Origin of the sequence: Bradyrhizobium sp. CCBAU 53415 (assembly GCF_028128735.1) — a bacterium.
Taxonomy (GTDB): Bacteria; Pseudomonadota; Alphaproteobacteria; order Rhizobiales; family Xanthobacteraceae; genus Bradyrhizobium.
On sequence record NZ_LBJF01000025.1, the window covers coordinates 60,270 to 73,118 of the forward strand.

14 protein-coding genes are annotated in these 12,849 nt (G+C 66.3%); 6 read left to right on the top strand and 8 right to left on the bottom strand.

Features of this window, described 5'->3' with window-relative positions; genetic code table 11:
• From XH87_RS21260 to XH87_RS21270, 3 genes are read right to left on the bottom strand one after another with little or no spacing between them, the layout of a single operon-like run.
• Window positions 1–969 (bottom strand): Bug family tripartite tricarboxylate transporter substrate binding protein, encoded by a 969-nt coding sequence (locus tag XH87_RS21260; protein WP_271588752.1) that lies wholly within the window; start codon window positions 967–969, stop codon window positions 1–3.
• Complete coding sequence (locus tag XH87_RS21265; RefSeq protein WP_271588753.1) at window positions 966–1,874, bottom strand: MBL fold metallo-hydrolase; 909 nt, start codon at window positions 1,872–1,874, stop codon at window positions 966–968. Before XH87_RS21265 ends, XH87_RS21260 begins: the two co-directional genes overlap by 4 nt.
• Before the next feature lie 3 nt (window positions 1,875–1,877).
• On the bottom strand, window positions 1,878–3,089 hold the full coding sequence (locus XH87_RS21270; RefSeq protein WP_271588754.1) for an ABC transporter substrate-binding protein: 1,212 nt from the start codon (window positions 3,087–3,089) through the stop codon (window positions 1,878–1,880).
• A gap of 169 nt (window positions 3,090–3,258) precedes the next feature.
• Here XH87_RS21270 and XH87_RS21275 point away from each other — a divergent pair, with 169 nt between their 5' ends.
• Genes XH87_RS21275 through XH87_RS21285 form a run of 3 tightly spaced genes read left to right on the top strand, consistent with a single transcriptional unit; the run spans window position 3,259 to window position 5,342 of the window.
• Complete coding sequence (locus XH87_RS21275; RefSeq protein ID WP_271588755.1) at window positions 3,259–3,957, top strand: TetR/AcrR family transcriptional regulator; 699 nt, start codon at window positions 3,259–3,261, stop codon at window positions 3,955–3,957.
• Entirely contained in the window at window positions 3,935–4,495 is a 561-nt protein-coding gene (locus XH87_RS21280) for a carboxymuconolactone decarboxylase family protein (protein ID WP_271588756.1), read from the top strand. The genes XH87_RS21275 and XH87_RS21280 overlap by 23 nt, the downstream gene beginning before the upstream one ends.
• A gap of 1 nt (window position 4,496) precedes the next feature.
• Window positions 4,497–5,342 (top strand): SDR family NAD(P)-dependent oxidoreductase, encoded by an 846-nt coding sequence (locus XH87_RS21285; protein WP_271588757.1) that lies wholly within the window; start codon window positions 4,497–4,499, stop codon window positions 5,340–5,342.
• 10 nt (window positions 5,343–5,352) lie between these two features.
• On the opposite strand, the gene XH87_RS21290 is transcribed toward XH87_RS21285, so the two are convergent.
• From XH87_RS21290 to XH87_RS21305, 4 genes are read right to left on the bottom strand one after another with little or no spacing between them, the layout of a single operon-like run.
• Complete coding sequence (locus XH87_RS21290; protein ID WP_271588758.1) at window positions 5,353–5,862, bottom strand: DoxX family protein; 510 nt, start codon at window positions 5,860–5,862, stop codon at window positions 5,353–5,355.
• On the bottom strand, window positions 5,859–6,641 hold the full coding sequence (locus XH87_RS21295; RefSeq protein ID WP_271588759.1) for an HvfC/BufC N-terminal domain-containing protein: 783 nt from the start codon (window positions 6,639–6,641) through the stop codon (window positions 5,859–5,861). Before XH87_RS21295 ends, XH87_RS21290 begins: the two co-directional genes overlap by 4 nt.
• Entirely contained in the window at window positions 6,631–7,548 is a 918-nt protein-coding gene (bufB, locus tag XH87_RS21300) for an MNIO family bufferin maturase (RefSeq protein WP_271588760.1), read from the bottom strand. The genes XH87_RS21295 and bufB overlap by 11 nt, the downstream gene beginning before the upstream one ends.
• 43 nt (window positions 7,549–7,591) lie before the next feature.
• The gene (locus XH87_RS21305; RefSeq protein ID WP_271588761.1) at window positions 7,592–7,897 is read right to left on the bottom strand and encodes a BufA1 family periplasmic bufferin-type metallophore; all 306 of its coding nucleotides are present in this window, start codon (window positions 7,895–7,897) and stop codon (window positions 7,592–7,594) included.
• 310 nt (window positions 7,898–8,207) lie between these two features.
• On the opposite strand from XH87_RS21305, the gene XH87_RS21310 reads away from it, so the two are divergent.
• The 3 genes from XH87_RS21310 to XH87_RS21320 all read left to right on the top strand — a co-directional run bounded on the left by XH87_RS21310 (window position 8,208) and on the right by XH87_RS21320 (window position 12,270).
• The gene (locus tag XH87_RS21310) at window positions 8,208–10,304 is read left to right on the top strand and encodes an adenylate/guanylate cyclase domain-containing protein (RefSeq protein WP_271589149.1); all 2,097 of its coding nucleotides are present in this window, start codon (window positions 8,208–8,210) and stop codon (window positions 10,302–10,304) included.
• A gap of 84 nt (window positions 10,305–10,388) precedes the next feature.
• Window positions 10,389–10,973, top strand: a complete 585-nt coding sequence (locus XH87_RS21315; protein WP_271588762.1) for a HutD/Ves family protein — start codon at window positions 10,389–10,391, stop codon at window positions 10,971–10,973.
• A 103-nt stretch (window positions 10,974–11,076) separates the two neighbouring features.
• Complete coding sequence (locus XH87_RS21320) at window positions 11,077–12,270, top strand: adenylate/guanylate cyclase domain-containing protein (protein WP_271588763.1); 1,194 nt, start codon at window positions 11,077–11,079, stop codon at window positions 12,268–12,270.
• A gap of 153 nt (window positions 12,271–12,423) precedes the next feature.
• On the opposite strand, the gene XH87_RS21325 is transcribed toward XH87_RS21320, so the two are convergent.
• Window positions 12,424–12,792: a rhodanese-like domain-containing protein gene (locus XH87_RS21325; RefSeq protein WP_158670213.1), complete on the bottom strand. Its 369-nt coding sequence runs from the start codon at window positions 12,790–12,792 to the stop codon at window positions 12,424–12,426.
• Window positions 12,793–12,849 lie beyond the last annotated feature (57 nt).

The following is a 12,849-nucleotide window of genomic DNA, read 5'->3' on the forward strand; positions in this document are numbered from 1 at the left end:
TCACTTGACCTCGATCCCGGCGTCCCGGGCAACCAGCTTCCATGCCGCGATGTCGCGGGCATTGATGTCGCGCTGTTCCTCGCCGGCGACGAATTGCGGCGTGATGCCGAGCCCGAGCAGCTTGTCCTTCACGACAGTGTCGCCGAGCGCTTCCTTGAGCGCCGCCGATAATTTCTCCGCGATCGGCGGAGCGAGGCCCGCCGGAGCATACATCGCCCAGGACAGGCTGCGGTCGAACGGCACGCCCTGTTCCTTGTAGCTGGCGACATCCGGCAGGCTCGGCGAACGTTCGCCGCAGGCGGCCAGCGCCTTGATCGAGCCGTCCTTCACCAGCGGCGTCGCGGTTGCCATGTCTAGCGTCGCAAGGGCGATGTGGCCGCCGAGCAGATCGCCGGCGAGTTTCGCGATGCCGTTGAACGGCACGTGGTCCATCTTGATGCCGGTCTGCTGCATCAGGATCTCCGCACAGAATTGCCCGGTCGAGCCGACGCCCCAGCTGCCGTACTGGATCGGCTCTCCCTTCCTGGCCAGCGCGACCAGGCCCTTGATGTCATCGGCGGCAAAATTCTTGGTCGCGACCAGCATGATCGAGGATGTGCCGACGCGGCCGATGGTCGTGAAGTCCTTGATCGGATCGTAGGGCAGTTTTGGATAGATCGCGGGCGCCAGCACATGCGTGGTCATGCCGCCCACCGTGATGGTGTAGCCGTCATTTGGAGATGTTGCGACCATCTGCGTGCCGAGCGTTCCGGCAGCGCCGGTGTGGTTCTCGATATAGATGCTCTGTCCGAGCGTCTTGCCCATCCTGTCCGCAAGCAGCCGGCCGACCACGTCGCCGCCGCCGCCGGCCGCATAGGGCAGCAGCATCTTGATCTTGCGGGTGGGGTAGGCGCCAGGATCCTCGGCGCGGGCCGGCAATGCTGCCGACAGCAATGCGAGCAATGAGAGCGTGACGGTCCTGAACTTCATGGTGTTTTCCCCAAATCCTCGAAGCAAAATCGATAGGCATCGCCGTGCCGGATCACGCGTCCCGCGGTCGGTGCGGGGAAATGGCCGGTGAGCAGGTAGCTCGGCGTGTCCGCAAGCTCCTCCAGCAACGCCATTCGCGTCGCGAGCGCCGCGGCCGGATCGACGTCGGCGGCATTCGAGAGCCACGGCGCGGCGCACTGGATCGGATGATGGATGACGTCGCCGGACATCACCGCGTGATCGTGGCCGCCGTTGAGGTGGATCTGCATGTTGCCGGCCGTGTGCCCCGGAGCCGGCGCAAAGCGCAACGCGGCGTCGCGATCGTCGAACAGGCGATGATCGGTCTCGACGAGTTCGGCGAGCCCGGCCGCGACCACCGGCAGCACGGAATCCTGGAACGAGCCGTGGTTCACCGGGTTGTTCGGCGCGGCATTGTGCGCGGCCTCGAAATGGCGGTACTCGTCGCGCCCCATCAGATAGCGCGCATTGGGGAACGTCGGCACCCAGCGGCCGTCGAGAAGCCGCGTGTTCCAGCCGACATGATCGACATGCAGGTGCGTGCACATCACGAAGTCGACGTCTTCGGGCGCAACGCCGAACGCCCGCATGTTTTCGAGGTACGGCTGGTTGAGATCGTTCCACGCCGGGACGCGCGGCCGGTTCTTGTGATTGCCACAGCAGGTATCGACGATCGCGGTCCAGCGCGGCGTACGCACGAGATAGGAGTGGTGGCTGAGAATGAAGCGGCCGGTCTCCGGCTCGATATAGCGGTGATCGAGCCAGTTGCGGTTCTCCGCGATCACCTCGTCGGTGACATTGGCGAACAGCCAGGTCTTGTCGAAGGCAAGCGAAGGGATCTCGCTGACGAGGTCGATCCGCATGCTGCCGATTCTGACCTGCCGCATGCTTTAGTTCTTCAGGAGATCGCCGAACGGCACCCAGCGCGTGCCGTCGAAGCGGATCAGCTGAAGGCTCGTCATCGGCGTATGACGCTCAGGCGAATTGTTCACCGCGGTGCCGTTGATCAGCATCGGCAGGCGCACGTCCTTGAGCGTCGTCGCCTGCTTCATCACGTTGGCGCGGGTGAGGTCGTTGCCTGATGCTTTCAGCACCGTCACCAGCGTCTGCGCGATCGTGTAGCCGTAGACGTTGAGCCAGTCGTTCCTGTTGGCGTCCGGCAGGTACTTGTCCATGAACGCCAGCCATTCCTTGTAGCCGGCATCGTCCTTCAGCGCGGGATCGGTCGCGTCCTTCAGGTACTGGCTGGAGATGACGCCGGTGGAATTGTCCTTGCCCGCCGGCTCCAGCACGCCGCTGATCGAGGCGGAGACGTTCGAGATGATGGTGACCGGCTTCCAGCCGATCTCTCCGATCTTGCGGATCGCCTGCGCCGCGAATTTCGGCGTCGCCGCGACGAGCACGACATCCGCGCCCGCGGTCTTCAGTTGCAGGATCTGGGTGTCCACGGTCGGCGCCGAGGTCTCGTAGGCTGCCCGCGCGACGATCGCCTCGCCGCTGCCGAGGCCTTCCTCCAGCGCCTTCAGATAGTCCTTGCCGAGATCGTCGTTCTGGTAGAGCACGCCGACCTTGGCATTGACGTGGCTCGCCTTGATGTATCTGGCGTAGGCGATCGCCTCGTCGCGATAGGTCGGCTGCCAGCCGACGGTCCACGGAAAATTCTTCGGATCGTCCCACTTGGCGGCGCCGGAGCCGAGGAACAGCTGCGGCACCTTGCGGTCGTTGAGATATTTGTGCACGGCGCTGTTGGTCGGCGTGCCGACGCCGCCGAAGATCAAGAGCACTTCCTCGCTCTCGACCAGCCGCCGGGTCTGCTCCACCGTCTTGGGCGGGCTGTAGGCATCGTCGGCAATGATCATCTGGATGCGCCGTCCGTTGACGCCGCCCTCGTCGTTCACCTTCCGGAAATAGGCCTCCGCCGATTTCGCGATCTGCGCGAACGCCGACACCGGGCCGCTCAGCGGCGCGGTGGTGCCGATCTTGATGGTCTTGTCATCGGCGCCGGGATCGTATTTCGCGCTTTGGGCCTGGGCGGTGCTTGCTGCAAGCAGCGGCAGAAGAATGCAGGCCGAGGCCAGGCGAAGGCGGGCAAGGCGCGCCATGAAAAGTCTCCCCAAAATTGCTCTCCGCTTCTCGATGGAGCGGAGTTGAAACGCGAGAACCGCGCCCGAAAGCGAACTCGCGGGCCGCGACCGTTGCCGCCCAGACTGGCGAAACGAACGATCGTTCGTACGGTTGACTAGCGAACGATCGTTCGTTAGTCAAGCCGTCATGGCTGTCCACACCTCCAGCGCGGCGGAAGCGGCCGCGCCCACCACCCGCGAGCGCATCCTTTCCGAGGCGCTCAACCTGTTCGCGCAGAGCGGCTATGGCGGTGCCTCGATGCGCGAGCTCGCGCGGCGCGTCGGCATCCGCGAGAGCAGCCTCTACAATCATTTCCCCGGCAAGGCCGCGATCCTGGAGGCGATCGTTGCCGAGCACGGGCCGGCAAGCTCGGCGAGCCGGCTCGAAGAGCCGCGCTACAGGCAGCTCGCGCGCCAGCCGGCCGCGTTCTGCCGGCAGTTCGCGCTCGACCTCGTCGAGCAATGGTCCGACCCGCGCGAGCACCAGTTCCAGAAGGTGATCACCGCCGAGCGCAACCGCGTTCCCGGTATCCGCGCCAAGTTCGCCGACCATTTCTACGCGCGCGAGCAGAGCATGATGACGGATTATTTCCGCGGCTTCGCGCTCGCCGGCCTGATCTCGACGCCCGATCCACGCGAGACCGCGCGGCTGTTCGCCGCCGGGCTGATCTACATCCGTCTCGAACATTACGTCATGGGCGCGGCGTCCTCGCCGCGGCCGAAGGTGATCGAGGCGATCGACCGCTATCTCGCATTCTTCCTGTCGCTGATCGCGGCAGGCAATGACGACGACAACAAGAAACGAAAGCCCAACGGAGAAACGCGTGGCAAGGCTGCCTCTGATTGATCCGGAGACGACGAGCGGCGACATCCGCGCCTCGTTCGACCGCATGCCGGTCAAGCTCAACATCTTCCGCATGATGGCCCACGCCGAGGCCAACATGATCCCGGCGATGCGGCTCGGCAATTCGATCCTGCACAAGCAGAAGCTCAGCGCGGTCAATCGCGAGCTGCTGATCCTCCAGGCCGCTCAGCTCGAAGGCGGCGCCTACGAATGGCGCCAGCATGTGCCGATCGCGCTCGGCGTCGGCTGCACGCAGGCCCAGGTCGATGCCGTCGCGTGCGCAGATTACGACGCCGCCGCGCTGAGCGAAGCCGAGCGCGAGCTGCTCAAGTTCGGCCGCGAGGTCGTCGAGAACGTCCGCGTTCCCGAGGCGACCTTCGCCGGCGTGCGAAAGCACTTCAGCGACCAGGAGATCGTCGAATCCATCGTTGCGCTCGGCTTCTACATGATGATGGCGCGCCTGACCGAAGCAACCGAAACCGATCTCGATCCCGCCGCCGGCATGAAGGTCTATGACGGCGGCAAGAAACAGGGCGGCTGAGATGGCGGAGACCGAGAGCAGGCCGGATCGCTACGTCCGCCCGCCGAGCGTGGAGTCGCTGGGCGAAGCGCCGGGCAGGGGCCGCCTGAAAGGGCGCCGCATCCTGGTCGTCGGCGGCGGCCAGCGCGTCTTCGACGCCGCCACCGACCCGATCGGCAACGGCCGCGCCATGAGCGTTCTTTGCGCACGAGAGGGTGCGAAGGTCGCGGTGGCCGATCTCAATCGCGCCTCCGCCGAACAGACGGTGAAACGCATCACCGATCAAGGCGGTGAAGCCTTTGCGATCGCGGCGGACGTCACGTCGGAAGCCGACGTTCTGCGCATGATCGAAGAAGCCCACGGTGCCATGGGCGGGCTCGACGGCATGGTGCTGAACATCGGCACCTTCGGCAGGGTCGGGCTCGACGCGATCAGCCCCGAGGAGTGGAACAAGATCTACGACGTCAACGTCCGCGGGCCGATGCTGTGCTGCCGCGCCGCGTTGCCGAAATTCGAAGATGGCAGCGCCATCGTCTTCATCTCCTCGATCGCCGCGCTGAAGGCCGGTTCGCAGATGGCGGTGTACGATTCCTCCAAGGCCGCGCTCGGCGGCCTGATGCGCAACATCGCACATCTCGGATCGCGCCGCGGCATCCGCGCCAATCTCGTCTATCCCGGCCTCGTCGACACTCCGAACGGCCGCGAAGCCGGCGCGGGCCGCCCCAACCGCGGCAAGGGCCATGTTCCCTTTGGCCGCCAGGCAACCGCCTGGGAAATCGCCTACGCCGTGCTGTTCTTCCTCTCGGACGAAAGCGTCTATATCACCGCGCAGACCCTCGCGGTCGATAGTGGCTTGAGCGGAATGTAGGCGCAGCTTCCTATCGCGCGTGCGATCGCGCGCGACAGACAAGATGGTCGAGCGAGATGCGCCCGGGTCCGTGAGCCATGAGGGCAAGCGCCATCGCGGCCCAGGTGAGGTGGATCGGCCAGCCATCGGGCACCGTGAGTTCGACGATCAGCGTCATGAACAGCAGCCCGAGCGCCGCGAATCGCGTGCCTAGTCCCAGCACCAGCAGGACCGGGAACATGATCTCGCCCGAGCCCGACAGGAAGGCCATCACCGCCGGCGCCGGAAAGTGATAGGGCCCGCCCGGCAGATGCAGCATGAATTCGTCGCTGAACAGCGTCACGGCCGTGTCGTTCAGCCTCAGGAAGCCGCCCCATTTGAGCATGCCCGAGCGCCAGAACGGTACGGCGAGCGCGAGGCGCAGCACGAGTTGGACGAGCGATGGCGTCGCGAGCGTCTGCACCAGATGATTGGCTCTGTCGATGAGCGCTCCGGGCGACGGCAGGCCGCTCTCGGTGGCCATGTGCTGGTCCGTGATCATGTTGGGTCTCCAGAGGCGAACGAGGTGAAGGCGCCGGCTTCGATCAGCCCGGCGATGTTCGCGGCGATGTCGAATTGGCTTGAAGCGTCCAGGGCCGACGCCGCGGCCTCGCCGAGTGGCCGTCCCGAGATCAGGCTGCTCGCGAACACCGCTCCGCCGGGCGGAAGGCGGCGCACGGTGACCTCGAACTCCGGCCGCGTGATCAGGGCATGTTCCGGCGTGGAGGCATCGATCCGCATGACCGGTGCATCGTCGCGGTTGGCGGCAAAGATCGTCACTGCGGCGTAGTCCGAACGCAAGCAATACGCGGCCGGGTGCGGAGTGAACACCAGATCGGCCAAACGATCGGGCGTCACCGCCGACAGCCGGGCCGGCGACAGCGGGGACGCGTCGGCGGCGTGATAGGCATCGAGCCAGGCGCGTTCGATGCGGGCGACGTCGGAAAGCCAGGGCATGGCCTGCGCATGCTCATACCGCGCGATGAACTCGGGGAAATCGCGGCCGTACTCGAACAGCAGCGGCGAGGTCGGCGGATTGCTGCGCACGTGAAAGCGTGCCATGGCGCGGAAGAAGTCGGTGCCGGTGATGCGCTGCACCGCCGGATAGATCGCGGCGAGTGCGTCGATCAGGCTGACGGTGACGTTGTTGCGGTAGACGTCATAGCGTCGGCCGGCGGCCTTGCCGTTCGGACCGGTCACGACCTCGGGCGTGCTGCGCGCCGGATCCAGCAGTGCCGGCGCGAACGAAGCGGCGAAGGACAAGTCTGCTTCAGGCGGCATGACGGTCTCCCGCCGGCACGGCTGACTGCTGACGGTCGAGGATCGCCTGTGCGGCTGCGGCCTCCGCTTGCAGCACCGGCCAGTCCGGAATGTTGCTGTCCCATTCGATCAGCGTCGGCACCGCGCCGCGGCGTTGGATCACGATCTCATAGAGCTTCCACACGGCGTCCGCGACCGGGCCGTCGTGGCTGTCGATCAGCAGCAGATCGCCTTCGTCGTCGGCCTGCTCGGCATGGCCCGCGAGATGGATTTCCTCGACGCGCGACAGCGGAAACTCCGCAAGATACTCGAGCGCCGAGAATCCCTGATTGGTTGCGGAGACGAACACGTTGTTGACGTCGAGCAGCAGGCCGCAGCCGGTGCGTTCGGCAACGGCGCGGATGAAATCCGTCTCGCGCATCGCGGATTCGCGGAAGGCGACATAGGTCGAGGGGTTTTCAAGGAGCAGCGGGCGGCGAATCGCCTCCTGCACCTGGTCGATGTGGTCGCACACACAAGCCAGCGTGGCCTCGGTAAAGGGCAGCGGCAACAGATCGTTGAAGAAGCTGGTCTCATGCGTCGACCAAGCGAGATGTTCGGAGACCAGCGCCGGCTGATAGCGCGCAACCAGGCCGCGGAAGCGCGCCAGATGCGCCTTGTCGAGCGCTCGGGGTCCGCCGATCGACATGCAGACGCCATGCAGCGACAGGGGATGGTCGCGGCGGATCGCCTCCAGCGCCCGATGAGGCGGACCGCCATCTCCCATGTAGTTCTCGGCGTGGACCTCGAAGAAGCCACGCCGAGGTCCGGCCTCGAGGATATCAGGGAGATGCGCGGGCTTGAAGCTCGTCCCGGCGACGCCGCCGACGGGGGGCGAGAAGCGAAGCGGCATGGCTGCTGGTCGGGTCGGCTGGATCACCGTGCTCATCGTGCTGCTCCGTTCGCGATTGCTGGCGACGTCGCGCCGGCCGTCAGACCGGCTTGAGCGAACCCTTCTTGCCGCCCGGCAGCTGGATGCTGGTGCAGGTGCCGCCCTGCACGAATTTCCAGGCGTTGCCCTGGAAGTCGACGGTCGAGGTGCCCTGGCAGGTCGTGCCCGGACCCGCCGCGCAATCGTTCTGGCCTTTCAGCGCGACGCCGAAGCACTTCTCCTTCTTGGCGGCGACGGCCGCGTCGGCTTCGGCCTTGGTCAGCGGGCCGGCGGCGGCGAGGGTCGCGAGCGCGGTCGATACGGCGCCGGCGAGCACGAGCGAGGTGACGGCACGTTTGGCAGACATCGAATTCTCCTGTTCGAGATGGCATCGCCTGGCAGGCGATGCCCGCAAGGTCCCTTTCGCTGCGCGCACAGCCCGCGTTACAGCGGGCTGCTCACGAACCCGTGAGACCGGTGGGATCGGGCGCACCGCCGGTGCGCTTGGGCGGTATTTGCAGGCAGGCGTCCGCTCGAGGCCAATGCCTTGGGTCTATCGAGACGGTAGCCACCCGGCATTGGCGGCCCGCCTTCGTTTCCTGCCAGACGTAACGGGCGGGCGCCGGCGGCGTAGAGCAATGTCAGTGGCTCAGGTGGACCGGCAGGCGAAGGCAGCGATGAAGGTCGATCCCGAACGACGGCTTCGTGCGATCGCAAGGCTGACGGTCAGCATCCGCCTTGCGGTGTCCGCGCTGGTCCTGGCGGCGATCCTGCTGACGGCCGCGCTCTCCAGCCTGCTCTGGTGGCGCACGGCGGAGGCGACCAGCCGGCAGCTCGCCTCGACCATCAACGATCAGATCGTGGCGGCGGTGCGCAAGGAGGTCTCGGCCATCGTCGACGAGGCGCGCGCCGCGCACACCGCGATCCGCACGCTGTTCCTGCAGAACGTGCTCGACACCCGCGAGGCCGACAAGCGCGAGTTCGTATTTCTGTCGCAATTGCAGTCGCAGGCGACGATCTCGTGGGTCGCCTTCGGCTGGCCCGACGGCTCCTTCTTCGCCGCGCACAAGCTCGGCGATCGCCGCCTCGAGATGATGGAGATCTCGCTGACGGATCATCCAGGCCAGCGCCGCGTCGATGAATATGACGTGGTGCCCGGCGACATCGAGTTTGCCAATCGCCGCTTCGAGCCGACCTCATTCCGCGTCGCCGATCAGGCCTGGTTCAAGGCCGGGCTCACGGCCGATGATCCGCAATGGTTCAGGGTGATGGACCATGCGACCGGCGAGCGGCCGTCGATCGCGTTCGCGGGGCCGATCGACGTCTACCAGGAGCGGCAAGGCGTTCTGGCCGTCATCATCGAGTATACGAGGCTCGCGCGCTTCCTGTCGCAGCTCGAGGTCGGGCGCACGGGGACTGCGTTCATCGTCGATGATGGCGGAGGACTCGTCGCGGCGCCGGACAAGGCGGCCGACGAGCTCCATCCGGCGCGGGGCGACACGACGTTGCTGCCGCTGGCGCGCGCAGCGCTCGACAAGGCAGGCGAGGCCGGCCGCAAGGAGGCCTGGCGAAGCCGGCTCACCTCCGGCGGCGCGGCCTACGAGGTTGCGCTGACGCCGCTGCCGTTTCCCGGCTGGTCGCTCGCGACCGTGATCCCCGAGGCCGAATTTCTCGGGCCGGTCGAGACGACGCTGCGGCGCCTGATCCTCGGCCTTGCCATCGGTGCCGTGCTCGCGGCGCTGGCCTCGGCGATGCTGGCGCGTTCCGTCATCGCCGCGCCGCTGTCGCGCGTCGTCGGCGAGCTTCGCCATGTCGAGGCCTTCGCGCTGGAGCAGGTGCGCCGCCACCCTTCGCGGCTCAAGGAGATCGCCAGCCTGTCCGGCGCGATCGCCGAGATGGCGTCCGGCCTCTCCGCGTTCCGCAAGTTCATCCCGGCCGATCTCGTCCGCGGCCTGTTGCGCCAGGGCGTCGAGGCGAGGCCCGGCGGCAGCATCCAGGAGCTCAGCGTGATGTTCATCGACATTGCCGGTTTCACCGGCCTGTCCGAGCGGCTCGGCGATCGCGTGGTGCCGCTGCTGTCGCGCTATCTCGACGTCACCTCGGAGATCATCGTCGCCAATGGCGGCACCATCGACAAGTTCATCGGCGACGCCGTGATGGCGTTCTGGGGGGCGCCGCAGCCGCAGGGCGATCACGCGGTGCGATGCTGCCGCGCAGCGCTCGCCTGCCGCAAGGCGGTCGAAGAGTTGGGCCTGGTGGATGATCTCGGCCAGCCGCTCCAGATCCGGATCGGCATCAATTCCGGCCGCATGCTGGTCGGCAATATCGGCTCGGAGCTGCGGCTGAACTACACCGTGATCGGCGATGCCGTGAACGTCGCCAGCCGGCTCGAAGGCGCCAACAAATCCTACGGCACGCAGATTCTGATCGGCGAGACGACCGAGCGTCTGGCGCGCGGCGCCGTCATCACGCGCGAGATCGACAGCATCGCGGTGTACGGACGGGAGGAGGGGCTGTCCGTCCACGAATTGATCGGGATGGTGAACGCAGATGCCGTCGATGGCGAGACCACCGGCTGGATCGCGGATTACGAGCGCGGCCTCGCCGCCTATCGCGCACAGCGGTTCGCCGATGCGCTGGCCGATTTCGAAGCTGTGTTGAAGCAGCGCGGTCATGATCGTCCCGCCGCGCTGATGCGCGACCGCTGCCAGCAGCTCGCCGCAGCCGCGCCCGATGCGACGTGGCGGCCCGTGGCGGCGTTGGCGTCGAAATAGCGAGATGGACCCCAGGTCGCGGCCTCCGGCCGTTGCAGTGGAAACCGGTTGGCAAAGTCTGCTGATTCCGCTCATGATGTGGACATGAAAACCACATTGCTCACACCCGAACGCTACACCCGCTCGCCCTGGAAGAACGGCGGCGGCATCTTCACCGACATTGCAGGCGCCTGGCGCGCCGAGGCGGCGACGAGGGATTGGACCAGTCTGCTCTGGCGCTTTGCCAGCACGCCGATCGTGGCGCCCGGTCCCTTCTCCCACATGCCCGGTATCGACCGCTTGCAGATGGTCGTCGGCGGGGGCGGGCTGGTGCTGAAGTCGCCGACGCAGGAGTTCGACGAACGTGAACCTTTTACGACGGTGCGCTTCACCGGCGAGATGGAAATCGTGACGGCGCTCGAACAAGGCCCGGTCGAGGTCGTGAACCTGATGGCCAGGCGCGACGCGGCGGAGATCGATCTCGTGGCGTTGCGCGAGCCCGGCGCGCGGCAGCTCAATGCCGGCACTCATCTGGTCTACGCCGCGCGCGGCGATTGCCGCGTCCGCCTCGATGGCGAGGAGTTTTCACTTTCGCACGAAAACACGCTGCGGGTGGAACTTGCCGCGGCCTCGCAGCTCGTGCTGGTGTCGGGGCTGGCGGTGCTGGGCTCGATCTGGCTGGTCGGCTAGCGTCGTCACTCCGTGCGCACAATCCGGGCAGCTGGCCAGGTTGACGGCGCGCGGCCAGCGCACGATATGTGTTGCGATGCACACCGCCGCTGAAGGGCAGACGATGACAACGCCGCCGACCAACAATGCCCCCACGCAGGCCGACGGCGTCGTCGACTGGCTGACCAACGGCACGCGCGACGAGCGCTTCATCGACAACATCTTCGCGCAGATGTGCATCCGCCTCCAGCAGGCGGGCATACCGGTCAGGCGCGCGACGCTCCACGTGCTGATCAATCACCCGCAGTGGCTCGGGGCACGGATGATGTGGTCCGATGGGATGCGCGAGGCGGAGATTGCGCTGGTCGATTATGACGTTCGCGAGCGGTCCGAATATATCGGCAGCGCCGCCAGCGAGATCCATGACGGCGCCGCCGAGGTGCGCGAGCGGCTCGAGCAGGATTCCACGCTCAGCCGCAAGCACGCCCTCTATGACGAAATGCGGGCCAAGGGCCTCACCGACTATGTCGCCTGGCCGCTCTACCACACGCTCGGCAAGCGCCATCTCGTCACCTTCGCGACCGATCGGCCCGGCGGTTTCGACGATGCGCATGTCGCCGGCCTGAAGAAGCTGCTGCCGGTGCTGGCGCTGGTCAGCGAAATTCGCATCAAGAACCGCCTGGCACGGACGCTGCTGGAGACCTATGTCGGCTCCCATGCCGGCGAGCTCATCCTGGCCGGCGCGACCCGGCGCGGCAGCGGCACGACGGTGCGCGCCGCGATCATGATCTGCGACCTCCGGGACTTCACCAAGATTTCCGACAATTGGCCGCGCGACGACGTCATCGATCTCCTCAACGATTATTTCGACGCGATGTCGGAGCCGATCGCGCGGCACGGCGGCGAGATCCTGAAATTCATCGGCGACGGTCTGCTCGCCATCTTCCCGCTTCATGAGCCCAACGCCTGCGCGAATCTGCTGCATGCCGTGGCCGAGGCCCGCAAGGCCATGGCCGCGCTGAACGAACGGAACGGCGCGACCGGCCGCGCTCCGCTGAATTACGGCATCGGCGTCCATGTCGGCGACGTCATGTACGGCAATATCGGATCGACCAGCCGGCTCGACTTCACCGTGATCGGCCCGGCCGTCAACATGGCCTCCCGCCTCGAAGCCCTCACCAAGCAGTTGGGACGAAAGGTGCTGCTGTCACGCGCCTTCGCCGAGCTGGTGGAGAAGCAGTTCCAGCTGGAGCACGTAGGCAGGCACGAGGTGCGCGGCTTCAGCGATCCGATCGAGCTGTTTGCGTATCCGGGCTGAGGGCAGGGCCAGCGCATATGACGTGCTGGACGATCCGGGCCAACGCCTCGTCCTTCGAGACGACCGCTTCCAGCGGTCTCCGCAGGATGACGCCAATGGGGCCCGCTGAAGCTGCTGCCGCATACGTCAACGGAACCGCGCTGCCTGTTCCTGCTATTTCTCGACCGGCCCCGACCAATCCTTGAAGCCGCCGACATTGTAGACCTTCTCGTAGCCCATGTCCTTCAGCACCTTCCCGGCCAGCGCCGATCTGCCGCCGGACGCGCAGTAGAGGATCACGGTCTTGGTCTTGTCGAATGCCTTGTCGTGATAGGGTGACTCCGGATCGGCGCGAAACTCCAGCATCCCGCGCGAGACATGCACGGCGCCGGCGATCTTGCCGCTGGCGGCGACTTCCGGCGCATCGCGAACGTCTACGACCAGCGTGTTGCCGCTTCCGATCATCTCGGCCGCCTGCTCCGACGTGATCTTCGGGACTGCCGCGTTCGCAGCTTCCAGCATTTGCTTCACACTCGTTGCCATCGGTTCTCTCTCCTGCCGCCCCCGCGGGAGGATAGCACATCGATCCGGGCTGCGCCC